This is a genomic window from Nonomuraea basaltis, from assembly GCF_005893125.1.
GTDB lineage: Bacteria > Actinomycetota > Actinomycetes > Streptosporangiales > Streptosporangiaceae > Nonomuraea > Nonomuraea basaltis.
In genome coordinates, this window is sequence record NZ_VCJS01000238.1 from 1 (window position 1) to 18,576 (window position 18,576).

General features: G+C 68.9%; 18 protein-coding genes. 7 read left to right on the plus strand and 11 right to left on the minus strand.

Features of this window, described 5'->3' with window-relative positions; genetic code table 11:
• Positions 1 to 332, plus strand: a 332-nt coding sequence (locus EJK15_RS56940) for an integrase core domain-containing protein (RefSeq protein WP_138718788.1), incomplete at its 5' end; no start/stop codon positions are given.
• Here the strand turns inward: EJK15_RS56940 and EJK15_RS78115 are convergent.
• The 4 genes from EJK15_RS78115 to EJK15_RS75555 form a co-directional block, all read right to left on the minus strand.
• Positions 278 to 682 (minus strand): WbqC family protein, encoded by a 405-nt coding sequence (locus EJK15_RS78115; protein WP_138718789.1) that lies wholly within the window; start codon positions 680 to 682, stop codon positions 278 to 280. The genes EJK15_RS56940 and EJK15_RS78115 overlap by 55 nt on opposite strands.
• A complete protein-coding gene (locus EJK15_RS77300; RefSeq protein WP_338089953.1) occupies positions 624 to 2,408 on the minus strand; it encodes an ElyC/SanA/YdcF family protein in 1,785 nt (594 codons plus the stop codon). The genes EJK15_RS78115 and EJK15_RS77300 overlap by 59 nt, the downstream gene beginning before the upstream one ends.
• 308 nt (positions 2,409 to 2,716) lie before the next feature.
• Positions 2,717 to 3,169 (minus strand): hypothetical protein, encoded by a 453-nt coding sequence (locus EJK15_RS56955; protein ID WP_206061784.1) that lies wholly within the window; start codon positions 3,167 to 3,169, stop codon positions 2,717 to 2,719.
• Between the two features lie 70 nt (positions 3,170 to 3,239).
• Positions 3,240 to 3,527 (minus strand): hypothetical protein, encoded by a 288-nt coding sequence (locus tag EJK15_RS75555; RefSeq protein WP_240777857.1) that lies wholly within the window; start codon positions 3,525 to 3,527, stop codon positions 3,240 to 3,242.
• Between the two features lie 53 nt (positions 3,528 to 3,580).
• Between EJK15_RS75555 and EJK15_RS56960 the strand changes: the two genes are divergently transcribed.
• A complete protein-coding gene (locus EJK15_RS56960; RefSeq protein ID WP_240777858.1) occupies positions 3,581 to 4,093 on the plus strand; it encodes an NUDIX domain-containing protein in 513 nt (170 codons plus the stop codon).
• A gap of 98 nt (positions 4,094 to 4,191) precedes the next feature.
• On the opposite strand, the gene EJK15_RS56965 is transcribed toward EJK15_RS56960, so the two are convergent.
• The 4 genes from EJK15_RS56965 to EJK15_RS56980 all read right to left on the minus strand — a co-directional run bounded on the left by EJK15_RS56965 (position 4,192) and on the right by EJK15_RS56980 (position 6,906).
• A complete protein-coding gene (locus EJK15_RS56965; RefSeq protein WP_138718791.1) occupies positions 4,192 to 5,151 on the minus strand; it encodes a serine hydrolase in 960 nt (319 codons plus the stop codon).
• Positions 5,152 to 5,385: 234 nt separating this feature from the next.
• A complete protein-coding gene (locus EJK15_RS56970) occupies positions 5,386 to 5,751 on the minus strand; it encodes an ArsR/SmtB family transcription factor (protein ID WP_138718792.1) in 366 nt (121 codons plus the stop codon).
• Positions 5,751 to 6,218: an SRPBCC family protein gene (locus EJK15_RS56975; protein ID WP_138718793.1), complete on the minus strand. Its 468-nt coding sequence runs from the start codon at positions 6,216 to 6,218 to the stop codon at positions 5,751 to 5,753. The genes EJK15_RS56970 and EJK15_RS56975 overlap by 1 nt, the downstream gene beginning before the upstream one ends.
• A 40-nt stretch (positions 6,219 to 6,258) precedes the next feature.
• Positions 6,259 to 6,906: an SDR family NAD(P)-dependent oxidoreductase gene (locus tag EJK15_RS56980; protein ID WP_240777859.1), complete on the minus strand. Its 648-nt coding sequence runs from the start codon at positions 6,904 to 6,906 to the stop codon at positions 6,259 to 6,261.
• A gap of 147 nt (positions 6,907 to 7,053) precedes the next feature.
• Between EJK15_RS56980 and EJK15_RS56985 the strand changes: the two genes are divergently transcribed.
• From EJK15_RS56985 to EJK15_RS57000, 4 genes are all read left to right on the plus strand, one after another.
• Positions 7,054 to 9,771 (plus strand): AAA family ATPase, encoded by a 2,718-nt coding sequence (locus EJK15_RS56985; protein ID WP_138718794.1) that lies wholly within the window; start codon positions 7,054 to 7,056, stop codon positions 9,769 to 9,771.
• An 84-nt stretch (positions 9,772 to 9,855) separates the two neighbouring features.
• A complete protein-coding gene (locus EJK15_RS56990) occupies positions 9,856 to 10,449 on the plus strand; it encodes a hypothetical protein (protein ID WP_206061786.1) in 594 nt (197 codons plus the stop codon).
• A gap of 160 nt (positions 10,450 to 10,609) precedes the next feature.
• On the plus strand, positions 10,610 to 12,172 hold the full coding sequence (locus tag EJK15_RS56995) for an MFS transporter (RefSeq protein ID WP_138718795.1): 1,563 nt from the start codon (positions 10,610 to 10,612) through the stop codon (positions 12,170 to 12,172).
• 36 nt (positions 12,173 to 12,208) lie between these two features.
• Positions 12,209 to 12,688, plus strand: a complete 480-nt coding sequence (locus tag EJK15_RS57000) for a GNAT family N-acetyltransferase (protein ID WP_171075156.1) — start codon at positions 12,209 to 12,211, stop codon at positions 12,686 to 12,688.
• A 162-nt stretch (positions 12,689 to 12,850) separates the two neighbouring features.
• On the opposite strand, the gene EJK15_RS57005 is transcribed toward EJK15_RS57000, so the two are convergent.
• Positions 12,851 to 13,579, minus strand: a complete 729-nt coding sequence (locus EJK15_RS57005) for a helix-turn-helix domain-containing protein (RefSeq protein ID WP_240777860.1) — start codon at positions 13,577 to 13,579, stop codon at positions 12,851 to 12,853.
• A gap of 146 nt (positions 13,580 to 13,725) precedes the next feature.
• On the opposite strand from EJK15_RS57005, the gene EJK15_RS57010 reads away from it, so the two are divergent.
• Positions 13,726 to 14,838 carry a serine hydrolase domain-containing protein gene (locus EJK15_RS57010; RefSeq protein WP_138718797.1) on the plus strand — a complete coding sequence of 371 codons (1,113 nt, stop codon included), beginning with the start codon at positions 13,726 to 13,728 and terminating at the stop codon, positions 14,836 to 14,838.
• A gap of 262 nt (positions 14,839 to 15,100) precedes the next feature.
• Here EJK15_RS57010 and EJK15_RS57015 read toward each other — a convergent pair whose 3' ends face one another.
• Both EJK15_RS57015 and EJK15_RS57020 read right to left on the minus strand, forming a co-directional pair.
• A complete protein-coding gene (locus EJK15_RS57015; protein ID WP_138718798.1) occupies positions 15,101 to 16,132 on the minus strand; it encodes an NAD-dependent epimerase/dehydratase family protein in 1,032 nt (343 codons plus the stop codon).
• Between the two features lie 4 nt (positions 16,133 to 16,136).
• Complete coding sequence (locus tag EJK15_RS57020; protein ID WP_138718799.1) at positions 16,137 to 18,383, minus strand: SulP family inorganic anion transporter; 2,247 nt, start codon at positions 18,381 to 18,383, stop codon at positions 16,137 to 16,139.
• Positions 18,384 to 18,576: the final 193 nt, after the last annotated feature.

Below are 18,576 nucleotides of genomic sequence, written 5' to 3' on the forward strand. Positions count from 1 at the left end.
TTCGCATCGCTGATGAGGCGATTTTCCATTCCGATCGTGGGTCGAACTACACGTCGGGAGTCTTTGGTGAGAAGCTGAAGCGGATGGGTATGCGGCAGTCTGTGGGCCGGACCGGGGTGTGCTGGGATAATGCGATGGCCGAGTCGTTCTTCTCCGTTCTGAAGAACGAATGGCTCAGCCGGTTCACGTTCAGTACGCGAGATAAGGCCCGCCGTCAGGTTGTCCGTTACATCGAAGGGTTCTATAATCGCAAGCGTCTGCATTCGGGACTCGGATATCAGACTCCGCAAGAAGTCGAAGACCAGTACCTGACCCGGCAGTCCGCAGCGTAGGTCAGACCACCAGACGCTGTCCGGAATCTCCGAGGCCCCTCAGGATCCGCCAGACGCGCTCCGCGAATGGAGGTGGAGCGGCCGTGCGGTAGATGGGTGGCGATGGAGAGCCACTGCTGCTTCCGAGACTCGTCGAGAGAGGCGAGGCGCGCCCGGTGCTGGTAGTCCCTGCGGGCGAACTGCACGTCGTCCAGAACGATCCAGTAGTCGGCGGTGAACAGCTTGGCCAGGGTCGCCAGCCGGAGGAAGAGATTGGGCTGGTGGATGGCGCACACCTCACCGTACGGCAGGTCAGGGCGTAAGAAGCCTGCTGTCGAATCCGGCGCGGAGCAGAGCCTGGTAGGCGTCATGGACCTCTCCTGGGACGGACTGCTCGATGGCGTAGCCCAGCTTGGGGTACTCGATCACGCGTTGGAGGTCGCCGACGAGCATGTCGATGACCAACTTCGGATCGCCGATCGAGCTGATGTAGTCGTCCAGCTCAAGCGGCTCGGAGGCGCACACCACCTCGACCTCGGGCCATACCTTCCGCGCTGTGGCGTATGCCCGGCGCTCCATGTACGGCTTGGAGATCAGGAGCACCGAATCGGGCTGGATGCCCGCATCGGCCAGCACCTGGCGGGACAGGCCAATGTTCTGGCCGGTGTTGGTGGCGTTCGGCTCCAGCAGGATCGCCTCGTCGGGCACGCCGAGTTCCAGCGCGTGCTCGCGGTAGTGGACGGCCTCGCCGCGGGGGAAGCGGGCCGCGGTGGTGGGGCTGGTGGCACCGGAGAAGACGAGCAACGGGAACCACCCGGCGCGGTACAGCTCGACCGCTGCTCTCGCGACTCCCAGATCGTGGCTGCCCAGACCGATGGCAACATCACAGCGGCGCAGGTCGTGGTGCATCTGGTGGTAGTCCCAGATGGTGCGGGCATGCCGCCACTGTTCGTCGGTGATGACCTGCTGCTTGACGCTCACTTGGCTGCTCCCTGATCGCCGTGGCAAAGGGAGACGGATCTCCCCCTGGATGGTCCGCTGGATGCCCTCGATGCTGCGCAGCTGGTGCGCGAGCCCGTGCTGCGCGGCTTCGCGTGCGGCACGGTCGAGGATCATCAGCCCATCATCCATGGTGGCCCGGTCGGAAAGCAGGATGTGCCCGTAAGCCGTCTCCAGCCGGACCCGCTGCATGGGTGCATCGGTGACGGCGGTGGCGCGGGCGAGGTCGATCAGGCGTAGCGCCTCCGAGAGGTTGCCGGCTCCACGGTGGGCCAAGGCGAGTTTCTGGTGCGCGACGGACCAGTCCTCGGGCTCGCCAAGGCTCTCGAACTCGCGGATGGCGGTCGTCATCAGGCGGGCGGCGTAGTCGTTCTTGTCGTTCTTGCTCAAGGCTGTCCCGACCCACAGCCGGGCTCGCGTCCGGTCACGTGGTGAGAGCCGGTCATCCACCGCCAGCGCCTCATACTCCCTGGCGGCCTCGTCCAACAGATCCGACATCTCGGCGACCACCGCCAGCGAAAGGTCGAGCTGGGCGATGCGGCGGGGGATGTCGAGCTGGCTGTAGATCGAGCGAGCGTTGAGGTAGGAGCGGCGGGCGGACAGGGGGCCGGCGACTGCGCCTTGGTCGCGTTGAAGGTCGCCGAGCAGTGTCGTGGATCGTGCGGACAGGTACAGGCCCTTGTCGTCCAGGACATGTGGGTCGTAGCGGGTGAGCCATCGGTTCAGCAGGTCGGCGGCGTAGCTGAAGCTCTGGCGGCTGAGGGCGACCACGGCCCGGTCAAGGTCGTCGGTCCATGTCTCGTAGTCCCAGGCCCGTGGCCCCACGCGTGTGACGCGCAGCCCTTGGTCCACGTCCTGACCGAGTTCCAGGAGCAGGGTCTCGAACCGCAGGTGGGTCGCCGAGTCCCCGCGAGCGAGCGCGGTGTCCAGGATGGCCTGGGTGTCGGGGCGTGGCCGGGTGGCGGGGCCGAGCTGGTCCCACTTCGCCACGGTGCGGGGAGCCACTCCGAGGTGCTGGGCGAACGCCCGCACGCTCATCCGCAAGGCAAGACGAAGTGCATGCGCTTCGAGGCCGGTCCACTCATGCACGGTCGTCACGTCACTGCTCCCTTCCAGGGCCATGGAAGCACGCAGAGGTATCGAGGACCTACGGACGTGCAACGGAAGTGCGACAGCGGGTCGTATCCAGCCGGGCTGGGGCTGGCCATGCTCGAAGTGCGGGCCATCAGCCCCGACCACGGTAAGGACGGCTACCTTGTGGACACTCACCGAACAACACGATGTGGACGGCCCGATCGTCTACGGGTATCTGCGGCTGCACCGCTCGACACCCGAGCGACAAGCAGCGCTGACGGTGGCCCTTGCCCAATACTGCGAGCAGCACGAATTGCGGCTCTGCGGCATCTTCACAGATCGAGGGACCGATTCGGCGGACGCCCCCGCATTCGCCGGGTTGCTGGACGTCCTTCTCCTGTCCAACGTCTACGGGGTGGTCCTGCCCACTGTTCCTCCGACACCGGTTCCGGCCAGACACAGCCCAGCGCGCGGCGCAGACCGGAGGCCAGCTTGTCCCGCTTCTCCAGCACCTCCCCTACGGTCACACCGAGCGGGAGATCCACCTCGGCCCGCCAACCCGGACCGCCCCGCATGATCGGAGCCGGGAAGGTGATCCCCCGCCCGGCCTTGCCGAGCGCCTGGTTGATGGCCGAGATGCCGAGTGAGCCGAGCGCGTCCAGCACCTGGTCACTGGTGAGCTTGCGCACGCGGTTGGGGAGGACTGCCCGGTCCAGGAGGGGCTGGTCGGCAGGCGTTCCGATCAAGCCCGCGACGCCGATGAGCACGCCGAGGAGCACACGCAACGCGTGAGCGGCACATCGAGGCGCACGGCTGGCGCGAGCTTCCAGGTAAGCCATCACCCCGTCCTGCGTCTCAGCCGCGACGGCGAACGATCGCACATAACTGGCTCGTCACTTCTCCGTTGGGAAGGCTGGCCACGTTGACCAACTCCCACCCCCAGTGCTGCATGATCTCGACCGCTGTGAGCACCTCCGTGAGGGTAAATGCGGATCCGACAGCAAATTGGGAGAGGACCGCCAGGTGTCGATGGGGATATCCGCGCAGATCCGCGGTCCCAGCCAACACCGACGCGGCGTAGACGACACGACTGGCTGCAATCATCTGTGGAGTCTGGCTCACCATGGCCGTACCGTAGACCATCGGCACTCATCACCAGTGATCGCCACCTGACAGCGCCCTCTACGATCGCGCTTGTGATCAGAAACGCACACTGTTCCTTCTGCGGTACGGCCTTCCCACCCGGCCTGCCCTGGCCCCGCACCTGTTCCGGCTGCGGGAACACCAGCTATCTCAACCCGCTCCCGGTCGCGGTGATGGTGCTGCCCGTCGACGACGGCCTCCTGGTGGTCCGGCGCGGCATCGAACCGCATCGTGGGGGGCTCGCTCTGCCCGGCGGCTTCATCGACATGGGAGAGTCCTGGCAGGAGGCGGCCGTCCGGGAACTGAGCGAGGAGACGGGAGTCGTGGTCGACGCGGCGAGCGTACGGCTGCTCGACGTGATCAGCGCTCCTGACGGCACCGTGCTGATCTTCGCCTTGGGGCCGCGGGTCAGCGCGGCCGAGCTGCCGCCGGTCGTGCCCACGCTGGAGACGGTGGAGTGGCTGCTGATCGACGGGCCGCGGGAGCTGGCGTTCCCGCTGCACACCCGGGTCGTGGCCGCGTACTTCGGCGGAGGCGCGGCCGCCTCCTTCGCGCAGGACGGCTAGTCACAGGGGTGGCGTAACGGCCAGCAGGACCGATGTGATCAGGAGGGCCAGGCCGGTGGCCAGCAGCAGAGCGATGACGAGTCTGCGGAGCATGTCCTTCACTTCTTGGCCTCGGACAGGGCTTTGGCGACGAGTTCGCTGACGCGTTCGACCGCCTTGACGCCCGCACCCATCGAGCCGTGGCGGTGGGAGATGACGGCGATCAGGTACGTGTGCCCGCGATCCCGCACTCGTCCGATGCTGTTGACCGTCCACCGGCCCCCGTGCCGTTCGCGCGGCAGCCAGCCGTTCTTGAGCGCCACGTCCGCCCCCTTGCGCCCGGACGCGCTGACGCCCCACGACTGCTCGGGCGCCACGTCGCCCATCAGGCCCAGCACGTACCGGCGGTTCTTGGCCGAAAGGGGGCTCTTGGGCGAGGTGAGCGCGGTGAGGAGGCGGAGCTGGTCGGTTGCGCTGGTGGTGGTCGAGCCCCATGCCCCGCCCGGACCGGGGCGCGTGTCGCGAAGGCCGAGCTTCTTGTTGGCGGCGGCCAGGCCCGATCCGCCGCCGATCGCCGACCACAGCGCGGAGGCGGCGGCGTTGTCGCTGACCTTGATGGCCTGCGCGGCCGCCCGCCGCTCCCAGGCCGTGAGGCCGCGGCGCTGGCGCTGGGCCTTGAGCAGCAGCGACAGCACGATGTCGACCTTGACGATGCTGGCCGTGGCCGTCCTGAGCCCGCGGTTGTAGGAGAAGGACAGCCCGGTGGTGAGGTCCCGCACCGACACCGCCACCTGGCCTGGAAGGTCGTCCAGATAGCGGTTGAGCGCCCGGGTCAGTGGCTTCTTGTACGAGGACGAAGGCTTCGGCTTGTTGTACGAGGACGGCTTCGGCTTGTTCGCAGGGACCGGCGCCGGGGTCGAGGTCAGGGCGACGGGGCTGGGGTTGAGAGGGACGGGGACGGAGGCAGGCGCGGGGGAGACGCCGTCGGACATAAGGACGATCAGCGGCGTGATCGCGGCCACGATCGATCCCAGCGCGACCCGCCGGCGCTTCGGCGGCGTCCCGCACTTGGTCGGCACGGCCGGCCTACACGAGAGCGGATGGGAAGGGCGACAGGGAATGCGGAGCCCGGGAACTCATGGCAGGCAGCATTGCGATATCGGTGTTTCCACCGCGTTAGCGGTAAGTGCGCTACCTGGAAATTTCGCTCCGAATCAGCTCAATGGCTTGAATCCTCCTGAATTCCGCCACCGATGCGCACCCGACCTACGTCCTCAAGGGCGATGGAGGGTGCGCATCGACGGCCGTCATCGTCAATCCCGCCGCGCCGCCTCGGCCGACGCACCGCTTCGTGCCTCGCGGTGGGCGGACTCGGCGATCTGTTTGATCCTTTGCAGCCGTGCGTCCCATCGTGCCGCGACGTCCGCCATCGCTCGGACGGCCGTGTCCAGCCGTTCCGGGCGGATGGTGTAGCGGACTTCACGGCCGTCGCGCCGTGCTTCGACGAGCCCGGCGCGGTCGAGGACCGCAAGGTGCTTGGCGACCGCCTGCCGGGTGAAGGGAAGCTCGGCGGCGAGGGAGGTGGGTGTCGCCTCGCCGAGGGCGAGCAGGACGTCAAGGAGCCGGCGACGGCTCGGTTCGGTGACCGCCGCCAAGAGCTCCTCGTCATCGTGGTTCATCACTGCACTGATGCCCGGTCCTTCGCGACAACGTACGCCACCAGGTCGGAGAGGTGCTTGCTCCAGCCGTTGATGTGATCCTGGGCGTAACTGGCCTTATTCTCCTCGGTCCAGTCGATTTCGCTGAGGCCGCTCTCCGTCACCCGCAACCGGGTGCCCTCGCCCTCCTGGGCGAGCGTGAACTCGACGAGCACGGAGTTGCCCTCGCGCGGCTGAGCACCGTCCGGGTAGGCCCAGCGGAAGGAGAACAGGCGAGGCGGCTCGACGGCCACCACGGTGATCTCGGCGGTGGCCGGTTTGACGGTTGCCCGGCCGGTCCAGGTGAGCGTGCCCTTGCCGCCCTCATGTACGTCGATTTCCGCGGCGTCGGTGAACCAGCTGCTGATCTGGCTGGGCTCTGTCACCGCATGCCAGACGACCTCGACCGGCGCCTCGATCAGGATTTCTCGTTCGATGCTCGGAGTCATGGCGAGTCTCCCCTCTAAAATGCAACCTTTGGTTGCGTGTTCACGCTAGCAAGCGACGCATGCACGCGCAACCTTTAGTTGCATATTGAGCTTGACCCTGGGCCCCCTCAGCCCTGAGGCAGCGGCAGACCATGGGGACTCGTACCGTCTCACCGGTGACAAGGGACGCCTCGCCTGAGCACAGCCACACGACGGCGTTGGCGACATCCTCCGCGCTGCACTGTGGCCCGGTTGCCACGGCGTTGATCCGGACACCGGAGTCGGCGAAGTCCCGCGCGGCCGTACGGGTCAGCTCGATCACGGCGGCTTGCGTATCGGCGGTCGGAGCCATGTTGACGATGCAGCCGCCGCCAGTGCGCCGCATCGCCGGGATCTCGTATTTCATCGCCAGAGACACCCCACGCACGTGGGCGTTGTTGAACGCGTTGTCGAGCCGGCCGAACGCGCCGAGCGTCTGCTCGACCAGCCGCCGCACCGACACCGGGTTGGTGACATCCGTGGGGACGGCGACCGCGTGGCCCCCCGCCGAGCTGATGTCCGCGGCCAGCGCCTCAAGGGCCAAACCGTCGTGGGCGGCGAGGACCACGCTGGCGCCGGCCCTGCTCAGCGCGCATGACGCAGTGCCGCCGATACCGCGGCCGGCACCGGTGACGATGGCGGTGCGACCGCTCAACGCTCCGCGCATCATGGCGGCCTCACCTTCGGTTCTCTCGCGGGTGTGCGGTGACGCGGTTGACGCTAGGAGCTCTGTCGCCCGAGCCGCATCAGCGAAGTCGCCGGTCTTGGCGGTTCTGATCGCGTTGTCACAGGTGTCGGCGGTTCCTATGCTCGGCGTGTGCTGGGGAGAGACAATGAGACCGAGCTGCTTGAGTCGTTGCTGCGGCACGCCGCTGAAGGACACGGTGGCGGGGTCGTACTGCACGGTGAGCCCGGAATCGGCAAGACCGCACTGCTGTCGTACGCCGAGGAGCTGGCCGCCGGCTTCCAGGTGCTTCGCGCGGTCGGCGTCGCGCCGGAGGCCGATCTCGCCTACGCGACATTGCACCAGCTCCTGCTCCCCGTGCTGGGGTTGGCCGGCGAACTGCCGGGTCCGCAGGCGCAGGCCCTGCGCATCCTGTTCGGGCGCGCGCACGGCGCACCGCCCGATCCGTTCCTGGTAGCGCTGTCGACCCTGTCGCTGCTGTCGCTGACGGCCGGCGAGAAGCCGGTGCTGTGCGTCATCGATGACGCGCACTGGGCGGATCAACCGACGCTGAAAACCCTGGCGTTCGTCGCACGCCGGCTGGACAACGAGCCCATCGCGCTGGCGCTGGCCGCGCGGGCCGACGAGGGCCACGGCACCGACCTGCCCCACCTGCGCCGCATCCCGCTCATGGGCCTCGACCCGGACGCGGCCAGGGCACTGCTTGCTGAGCGCGCCGGCGAGCGGCGGCTGACCGACAGCGAGCAGAACCACCTGCTGGCCGCCACCGGCGGAAACCCACTGGCCCTGCTCGAGCTCGCCGGAAAGGAGATACCCCCGGAGGGGACGCAGGAGCCGCTGGCCATGACCGACGAGCTGCAGCGGTCGTTCCTGACCAAGATCCGGGCCCGGCACGCCGAATCGCTGCCGCTGCTCCAGCTGATCGCCGCCGACGGCTCAGGCAGCGTCGGCACCATCGAGAAGGCGGCCGCCTCACTGCGGATCGCCGCCGGCCCATTACACCGCGCTGAGCTCGACGGGCTGCTGACCTACGACGCGACACGGCTGGTGTTCCGGCACCCGCTGATCCGGTCCGCGATCTACCACAGCGCCACGGTCGGCCGGCGCGCCGCGATCCATCGCGCCCTCGCCTCGGCCTTCGACACCCCGGCCGACCAGCACCGCCGCGCCTGGCACCTCGGTCAGGCCGCCGTCGGCCACGACGAGCGGGCCGCCGAGCAGCTCGAGCGCTCGGCCGAACAGGCAGCTCTGCGCGGTGGCCCGGCCGCGGCCATGGCCGCGCTGTCCCGGGCGGCCGAGCTCACCGCGGACGGCCCGCGCCGGGGACGGCGGCTGTGGACCGCCGCACGCGCCGCCATTCGAGGTGGGTTCACCGCTGCGGCCGTGGAGCTGCTTGACCGAGCCGAGCGCGAGCCCCTCCTGGACGAGGCGGATCGGATCTCCGTGGCCGTCATGCGAGCCATCGTGGCCGAGTTCGCCGGCTCCCCAGAGGACGCGATGGATCTCATCAAGCCATGGATCCCGCGCGCGCTGCGGATCGACCGGCACCGCTTCACCCCGACCATCGCGATGTACGGCGACCTCGGGTTCCGCGCCAACCGACCGCAGGCCTGGTCCGACCTCGCCGGCTGGCTCGACGAGATCACGCTGGTGCCGGACGACCCGGAGGACGCCGTGCTGCGGCTGCTGCGCAGTGCCTGCCGGGCCCGCGCCGGCCGCGACCCGGGACCGGCGGCGCGGGACGGCGCCGCGGTCGAGTCGCTCACCGATCCGATCACGATGACCCTGGCCGGGGCGATCGCTCGCGGGCTTGGTGACTACGAGCTGAGCAGGCGCCTGTACCGCAACGCCGGGCAGCTCGCGCGCAACAGCGGATCACTCGGTGCGCTGGCGTGGAATCTCGAGTACCAAGCCGCCGACGAGTTCGCCCGCGGCAGGTTCGGGCTCGCCGAGGCATATGCCGAGGAGGGCTGCCAGTTCGCCGCCGAGGTCGGCCAGCCGAACACGGCCTGCCGCAACCGGGGGCTGCTGGCGTTGTGCGCGGCCATTCGGGGCCGGCCGGACGCCGGCGAGCTGGCCACCGATGTGCTGGCCGAGGCGAGCGGCCGCAAGCTGGCCGACGCGATGTCCTACGCCTGGCGGGCACTCGGGCTCATCGAGCTGGTCGCGGGCAGGCACCGGGAGGCCGCGCGGCATTTCGCGGCGGTCGGCGGCTGGGACGGCGACGCGCCCCCCGACCTGGCCATGGCAATCGTCCCGGACCTCGTCGAGGCCCTGGTCCGCGTCGGCGAGCGTGATCGGGCCGCCGCGGCCACGGCCCGCTACGCCCAGTGGACCGAGCACACCGCCTCGCCGGAGCTGGGCGCCCTCACGGCTCGCTGCCGGGCGCTGGTCTGCACCGATGGCGGGGCCGACGTCCACTACGCCGAAAGCCTGCGCCTGCATGCCATGTCGGACTCTCCGCTGGAGTGCGCCCGGACCGAACTGCTGCTCGGCGAGCAGCTGCGGCGTGACCGGCGACGCTCCGAGGCCCAGCAGCACCTGCGCGGCGCGGCGGAGAATTTCCGTCGCATCGGCGCGCTCGCCTGGGCCGATCGCGCGCTGGGCGAGCTGCGCGCCACCGGGGAGTCGGCGCGGACTCCTGAGGCGGGCGCATTGAGCACGCTCACCCCGCAGGAGCTGCGCATCACGCTGGCCGTCGGCGAGGGGCTGACCAACCGGGAGATCGCCGCGCAGCTGTTCCTCAGCCCGCGCACCGTGGACTACCACCTGCGCAAGGTCTTCCAGAAGGCCGACATCACCTCGCGAGCCGAGCTCATGCGGCTGGTACTCGCCGAGCGCCCGGCCTGAGGACCGGCGACTTCACTGATTCGGCGACCGCCCCGGCCTTCCTAACGTTGGCGACATCACGTCCTTCGCGTTAGGAGCCCGGCAATGACGATCCACGAGCCACGCACTCGCAAGACGCGCATGGTCGGCCGCTTCCTCCGGCACTGCCTCGAGATGGTCATCGCGATGAGCCTCGGCATGCTGCTGCTCGGTCTGGTGTGGAGCGCGGTCCTGCCAGAGATCACCCGGATCGACGTCAGCACCCTGATCATGGCCGCCGACATGTCCATCGGCATGGCCGTCTGGATGCGGGTTCGCCGCCACAGCTGGCCCAGCATCGCTGAGATGAGCCTGGCGATGCTCGTGCCGTTCCTCATCTTGCTCGTCCCGTACTGGTTCGGTGCGTTGCCGGGCCATCTGGTGATGCCGATCGGGCACGTGCTCATGTTCGGTTTCATGATCGCGACGATGCTGAGGCGGCGCAAGGAGTATGCGCACCAGCACCGGCTCGGCATCCGTCCGAAGTGGGTCTGGGTCTCGAGCCCGAGTATCTCCACATCGACGAGCGCCTTCGCCATCGCCATCGGCAAGGTGTTCCGCCGGATCCCAGCCAGGTCCCGAGCGACCGGCCAGCGTCCGGAACTGCTCGACGCCCTGACCACGACGAACCCTGCCGAACTGGCGCGAAGCGGGTCGTGACGGCTTCAATCGAAGCCCCCACATACCCGTGAGGCACAGCGCCGATCTCTCTATACCCTACCCCCGTACGGTACATATCCAAGTAAAGCGCTTGGCGTGCACGAGATGCCCGGGATGAGCCAGGGCCGCCAAACGCAGCCAAAATGAAGGGGACATCCTCATGTCATCCGAGTCGATCGACTCCGGCCGGCGCGCCGGTCCCAAGCTCTGGCTCGGCCTGGTCGTGCTGGCCCTGCCCGCCATGCTGCTGTTCATGATGCTCACCATCTTGTTCCTGGCCATTCCTCAGATGGCCGTGGACCTGGAGCCGAGCAACACCCAGATCCTGTGGATCATCGACATCTACGGCTTCCTGATGGCCGGGCTCCTGGTCACCATGGGCACGCTGGGCGACAGGATCGGCCATCGCCGGCTGCTGATGGCGGGCGCGGCCACCTTCGCCGTCGTCTCGCTGATCGCCGCCAACACCACCGACCCCGGCCTGATGATCCTCTGGCGGGCCGTACTGGGCGTCGCGGCGGCCACGCAGATGCCCGCCACGCTTGGCCTGATCTTCGCCACGTTCACCGACCCGAGACAGCGCGGCATCGCCGTCGGAGTCTGGGCGGGCGGCATCTCCGTCGGGACCGGCGTCGGCCCGGTGCTCGGCGGAGCGTTGCTGGAGGCGTTCTCCTGGCGCGCGGCCTTCCTGGTCGCAGTGCCGGTCATGGTGGTGGTGCTCATCGGCGCGCCGCTGCTGCTGCCCAAGAACCGCAACCCGGCGGCGGGCCGCCCGGATCTGTTCAGCGTGGTGCTGTCGCTGGCGACCCTGCTGCCGATCGTCTACGGCGTCAAAGAGCTGTCCAAGGCCCAAGCGCTCGCGCTGCCGCTGGTAAGCATCGCGATCGGGCTGGCGTTCGGCGCATGGTTCGTCGCCCGCCAATTGCGTCTGCCGGAGCCGCTCCTGGACGTACGGCTGTTCGCCAACAAGACGATCAGCGGTGCGCTGGGCGTCTTCCTGCTCGCCGCGATCGCCCTGGGCGGCGTGTACCTGCTGTTCACCCAGCACCTGCAGCTCGTCGAAGGGCTCTCACCGCTGCAAGCGGGCCTGTGGGTGCTGCCGGCGGCGGCGCTGCTGGTGGTCGTCTCCACGCTCTCGCCCATCCTGGTACGGCGTATTCGCCCGGGATTCCTGATCGCGGCCGGGCTCGCCGTACAGGTGATCGGCTACCTGATGCTCACCCAGGTCGGCAGCACCGGCGGACTGCCGCTGCTGGTCGCCGGCTTCATGGTGCTCTATCCGGCCGTCGCGCCGTCCATGGCGCTGACCACCGACCTGGTCGTCGGGTCGGCACCGCCGCAGAAGGCGGGGGCGGCCTCCGGGCTCGCCACGACCTGCAGCGACCTTGGCATCTCGCTCGGCATCGCGATCATCGGCAGCATCGGCGCCGCCGTCTACCGCGCGCAAGCCGGCGGGGCGCTACCGGCCGGCCTGCCGCCCGAGGCCGCCGCGGCCAGCCGCGACAGCCTCGGCGGCGCGGTGTCGGCGGCGCAGGGACTCCCGGCCGACCTGGGCACCGCGCTGCTCGCACCGGCCCGCGAGGCCTTCACCAGCGGACTCAACGTCGCCGCCGGCACCTCCGCGGTGATCGCCGCCGCTGCCGCGATCCTGGCAGTGGTCATGCTCCGGCACGTCCCCCCGACCGGACGGCCGACGGCCGCGGCCGAGCAGTCCGCTTCGTGACCGATGGAACTCAACGACGAGGAAAGGAGATCCGCCATGATTACCATCCGCCGCGCGACGGCCGATGACGTGTCCACCGTGCGGGCTCTGATGCGCGAGCTGGCGGAGCATCAGAACCAGGGGGCGGAGGTGAGGGTGAGCGCCGGCCGCCTCGAGGAGTTGCTCAACCGCCCCGACATCGGCTACCTGATCGCCGAGCGGGGCGGGAGGGCGATCGGTTACGTGTCCTGGGTCAAGCGGGTCAGCTTGTGGACCGGCCAGGACTATCTCGCGCTGGACGATCTGTACGTGTGCTCCGGGGAGCGCGGCGCAGGGGTCGGCGAGCGGCTGATGCGCGCGGTCTCCGAGGCGGCCGAGGGCAGGGTGGTCCGGTGGGAGGTCGCCGAGGCCAACGTGGCGGCGCAGCGCTTCTACCAGCGCATCGGAGCGACCGTCGTCTCCAAGAAGATCTGCCGCTGGCAGGTGGCGCCGTTTCCCGGCCGACCAGCCCGCGCCGGGGAAGCGGAAGGGCGCTGACAGCCGCGCAGCTGAAGAACACTGCCGGCCTGTCGCTGCAGGGCGCTGCCGGGGCCGCCGATCCGGATCGGGTACGCGTGGTGTTCGATCGCGCAGCAGGAGCCGGCCGGCCAGATGGCGATCGAGACCGACAGCGAGACGCGAGGCGGCGGCCTCATCTACTCAGCGGGTGAGGATATGTCGGTAACGTTGAGCGGCGGCGATGGTCTCGCGCCCCACCTGCTCGAAAAATTCGCTCATGGCGTCCATCCGGGCTCCGGCCGGGGTCGAGCGACCGAGGGCTTCGGCGCTCTGGCGCGCGACCTCGGCGATGTTGTTGTTGAACTGCGCGCTGGCCAGTAGTGAGCGGTACCAAATCTCGTTGTCGACGATGTAGCGGTCTCGTCGTCGCCGGTGGTCTCGTTCGCGGCCGATCAGGTTCATCGCCTCGAGTTCGCCGACTGCCTTGGAGATGGACGCCGGGCTTACGCGCAGGCGTCGGACGAGGTCGGCAGCAGTGAGGCCGCCGCTGTGGGTGGTGCAGAGGCAGGCCAGCACCCTTGCGGACATCCGCGTCAGCCCCGACGCGACGAGAACGTCGGTGAGCTTGCCCTCCACCTCTTGCGTTGTGGCAGCAGGAGGCTCTGGTGACCCGACCGCTGTGGGGCGTTGACGCCGAGCGCGCTCTCGCGTCGCCTCCTGCGCCTGATCCGGACGATAACCGGCGACGCCGCCGTTGCGGTTCACTTCACGGCTGATCGTGGACGTCGGCCTGCCCAGTCGCCGGGAAATCTCGGCAACCCCGAGCCCTTCCGCCAGGTCTTGGGCTATCCGTTCGCGATCCTCAAGCGTCAACCTGCCTCCCGGCACCGGCCGCACCTCCTCGCTGTGGATTTCGATCCTTGCATTCAACCATGCTCATTGCAACTACATTTGCGTTCATCGACAGAGCCATTGCAACACTCCATTTGCACCGGTCAATTGACGTTGATTGCTTTGCGAACGCAATGTAGCGTTTTGGCATAAGAAAATGATCAAAGGCGACCGAAGGAGGCACCATGGCAATGACGAGCAACACCGGAACCGACCATGAGGCGGTGCAGCGCGTACTGGACGACGCAGTGTCTTCGGGCGCGACCCCGGGCATCGTGACCGAGGTCTGGAAGGGTGACTCCCACTGGTTCGCGTCTGCGGGCAAAGCCGACATAAGCACCGGCCGCGAGCGCAAACCGGGGGAGTTATTCCGAATCGGCAGTGCCGCCAAGGCATTCACCGCCACCACCACGCTGAAATTGGTCGGTGAAGGCGTTCTCGGCCTCGACGATACGGTGGAGAAGTGGCTGCCCGGCTTGCTCGACGACAGTCATCATGACGGCGACAAGATCACGTTGCGGCAGTTGCTGAACCAGACCAGCGGCATCTTCAACTTCAGCATGGACCCAGAGTTCTACGCCAGCGGCCAAGGCGAGGCATGGTACGAACGCCGGTTCAAGATCTTCACGCCCGAAGAACTGGTGAGGATCGCTCTACGGAATCCGCCCTACAACGCGCCCGGCGAGGCGTTCCGGTACTCCAACACGCAGTACTACCTGGCCGCGATGATGGTTGAGAAGGCCACCGGCGAATCGTACGGCGACGTGCTCGATCGGCTCATTCTGCGGCCGCTCGACCTGACCGGGACGTCGCTGCCCACCACGCAGACGGTTATCCCCGGACCGCATCCGGTGCACTACTCCAGGCTGGAATCGCACGACCCAGCGGCACCGCTGCACGACGCGACCGAGTCGAACGAGACAACCGCCTGGAGCGCGGGCGGCATGATCTCCTCGACCGGCGACCTGCTCACGTTCTTCACGGCGCTGTTCTCGGGTCGGATCCTCAAGCCGGCGCAGATGGAGGAGATGTTCACGACCGTGTCGACCGATGGCTCCGGGTGGCTGCCCAACACCCGCTACGGGCTCGGTGTGTGGGTCGAGCAGAAGCTCGAGAGCGGCGTGCGCGTGTGGGGCAACGGCGGCGCGGACTACGGCACGTTCACCCTCGTCATGGGCAGCCGCGACGGCACGCACATGGTCGCCAGTCACGTGAACACCGACTGGTCCCCACAGGCCTATGCGGCGTTCCTGGCCATCCTCGACATCGAGTTCGGCAGCGACGGGCACGCCGATTGACGTGGTGTCGGACAGCGTGACCAGTGCTTCGGGGGCTTGGTGGGATGCGGTGAGGGCGGAGGCGACCCCCTGTCTCGCTATCGTCGGCCGCCCTGTTGAGGGGGCATAGCTTGACAGCGGGCACCTCCGCCCCTCCGGCCCCTGGGAGTCAGGACCGGTGTCGCGAGGTACGCCGTGGGCACTGGGGGTATCTCGCTGACACCGCGACACTAACCGGCCCGCGCCGCCCGGTCTGCGCAGGATTACTCAGAACGGGCCCCGGCTACTCGGAATGGGCGGGCTCGGAACGGGCGGCCCAGGCGGCGAGGAGGGCGGCCTCCTTCTCCGGCGCGATCCCGTGCGTGCTGTTGGTGCCGAAATTGCGCCGGCGCTCCGGGATCTCGCGCAGCCACGCCCACGTGTCGCGTACGGTCTCTGCGACCGGACGGGTGCGCAGCCCCGCCGCCTCCGCCTTGGCCGTCGGCACGCTCCAGAAGTTGCCGGTCTCCGCCGACGGCGGCCCGCCCCACAGCGGCAGCTCCACGAACGTCCCCGCCCCCTGCTCGGCCAGGAAGCCGCTGTCCACCCACACGAACTCCGCGTCCGACCCGGTCGCCTCCTTGCACAGGCCCAGCCACTCCCCGTAGGTGGTCTGGCCGACGGGCCCCGCCACCAGGAACCGGTCGGCCGTGCCGCGCTCGGCCTGGTCGAGCGTGAAGATCGCCAGGTCCCGCGCGTCCACGTACTGCAGCGGCGCGCCGGGATCGCCCGGCGCCAGCACCTGGCCGCCCTGTGCGATCCTGGTCAGCCACCACGGCAGCCGGCCCACGTCCTCGTGAGGCCCCAGGATGATCCCGGGCTGGACGATCAGCACGTTGCCGTCGAATCCCTGCTCGACCGCCCGCTCGCAGCCCGCCTTCAGCACCCCGTAGTTGCCGTCCTCCGGCCCGGCGCCGGGCTCGCACGGCCAGATGTCCGAGTCGTCCTCGGCCGGTTTTCCGGGGAAGCCGGCGATCGCCGAGATGGTGGAGACGAAGGCGTACGTCCCGGCATGCCCGGAAAGCGCCCGAGCCGACTCGCCTACCACCCGCGGCACGTAGCCGGAGGTGTCCACCACGAAGTCCCAGGAACGCCCGCCGGTCAGCCGCTCGAGGTCGGCGGGCACCTCCCTGTCACCACGCACGGCCTCGACCCCGGGCACGTCCGGCCCGCTGCGCCCCCTGTTGAACGTCGTGACCTCGTGCCCGCGGGCTAACGCCGCCTCGACGACGGCCCGTCCCAGGAATCCCGAACCACCGATGATCAGTACCCTCATGGGGTCAATCTTCGCCCGCGACCACCCGGCGGTCCGTCGGCTTCACCAAGGGCGTAGAAGAGCGCAGCGGCGGCACGAGGTGCACCCGGGCGGTCCCGATGTCGAAGAACAGCCCCACCAGCTCCAGCTTCCCCGCCCTGACCTGCTCGTCGACCTTCCGGTACGTGCGCAGGTTCTCCAGCTGCTGCTGCACGTTCACCCGGCACAGCACGTCCAGGGCCCCGCTGTGCAGCCGGTCGCCCTCGGTCTCGATGAACGTGGCCAGGCTGTGGTCGCCGTGCCGCAGCCACCGGCGCAGCCCCGGCAGGCTCCCCGCCTGCACGCCGGCGCTGAGCACCCCCGCCATCGCGCCGCACCCCGAATGGCCGCACACCGTGATCGTGTGCACTCCCAGCACCTGCGTCGCGTACTCGATCGCGGCCACCACGGAGTCGTCGTGCGGCTCCGACCCCCTGCGCGGCACCAGGTTGCCGATGTTGCGCACCGTGAACAGGTCGCCGGGACCGCTCGCCGTGATCAGGCTGGGCACGATCCTGGAGTCCGCGCACGTGATGAACAGGTGCGACGGCTGCTGCTTGCGGGCCAGCTCGGTGAAGATCGGCTTCACCAGCGGAGCCGTGCGCCGATGGTATTCGCGAGCCCCCGCCGTCAGCTGGCACTCCACCTGCGCGGACTCGCCGTTCGACGGCAAGCTACGGATGGCCGGGCGGCGCCGCCGGTGCGCCCACGGCAGCCACCAGCGGTCCGGCGCCACGGGCGGCGACTTCACCGGGAACATGCGCACCCCGCTGGCCGCCAGCGCGTACCACTCGTCGTGCAGTTCGTCGATGTCGACCGTGCCGCCCATGCGCTCGTGATCCAGCCGCCAGGAGTGGATCGCCTCGAAGGCGGCGTTGTCCATGAAGTCGATGTTCAGGTCGAGGTCCACGGGTGCGCTCGCGGGGATCGCCCGCAGCTCGTGCGTCAGCCTCGGCACGCCCAGGAACGTCAGCGACCCCGAGATCGTCACGTGCAGCCCGCCGTCCCTGTCCTCGCGCTTCAGCACGGTGACCCAGGTCAGGCGGCGCAGCGCGAGCAGCGCGGCCAGGGCCAGCCCGGCCAGCACGCCCTCGGCGAGCCCGAGCAGGATCACGGCGGCCATCGTCACCACGTACACGGGCACCTCGCCGTGCCCGTGGACCTTCTTGACGTGACCCAGGTTGACCATCTGCACGCCGATGAACACCAGCAGCGCGGCCAGGGCCTCCATCGGGATCAGCTGGATCGACCAGCCGAACCCGAGCGCGAACACCAGCACCCACACCCCGTGCAGGATCGCCGAGCCGCGGGTGCGGGCGCCCGCCTGCACATTAGCGGTGCTCCGCACGATCACCCCGGCGACCGGCAGGCCGCCGAGTGCGCCGGTGACCATGTTGGCGACGCCCTGGCCGGTCAGCTCCTGGTCGAGGTCGGCGCGACGGCCGCCGTGCATCCCGTCGATCGCCACGCAGCACAGCAGCGACTCGCACCCGGCCAGCAGCGCCACCAGCAGCACCGCCGCCACGACCAGGTGCCAGTCGCCCTGCGGCAGCACGGGGAAGGCCCACTCGGTGACGCTGTCGGACAGATCCACGCGCGTGACGTCCCAGTCGAAGATCCACGCGGTGACCGCCGCCGTCACCAGCGCGGCCAGCGGCGCCGGCACCGCCTTGACCCGTTTGGGGAGCCGGGTCCACAGCGCCAGCACCGTGATCGTGATCAGGCCGACCGCGACCTTGTGGCCGTGCAGGTCGGCGATCTGTCCGGGGAGCTCGATCAGGTTCGCCACGGCCGAGCGCTGCGAGCCGCCGCCCAGCACGACGTGGAGCTGGGCGAGCGCGATGATCACGCCGACGGCCGCCAGCATGCCGTGGATGACGGCCGGCGACACCGCGAGCGCGGCCCTGGCCGCCTTGAACACCCCTAGCACGAGCTGTACGGCACCCGCGAGCAAGGTGATCATGCAGGTGGCGCGCCACCCGTACGTTTGCACCAGATCCACGACCACCAGGGACAGCCCGGCGGCGGGCCCGCTCACCTGCACGGCCGAGCCGCCCAGCGCGCCCGCCACGATCCCGCCAACCACGGCGGCGATCAGCCCGGCGACGAGCGGCGCCCCGGAGGCCATCGCGATGCCCAGCGAAAGAGGCACCGCGACAAGAAAAACGACGAGCGAGGCTGGCACATCATGCCGGAGGGTGCTCAGCCAGCTACTCTGCGTGTCGCGGAACATGGAGCAAACCCTAATGCTCCGTCGACCCCGCTTTAGTGGTGCCTCACGTGGGTTTTACACATAAATGGGTCTGGTGCATTTGCTGGGGAGCGGTCACGGTCGGTGATCTCGACTCAGTTCAGCAGTGCCATCTTTCTGAGGAGGTCGTAGTTGGCGCGGCCGAACATGAGCCGTTTCAAGAATTTGATCTTGC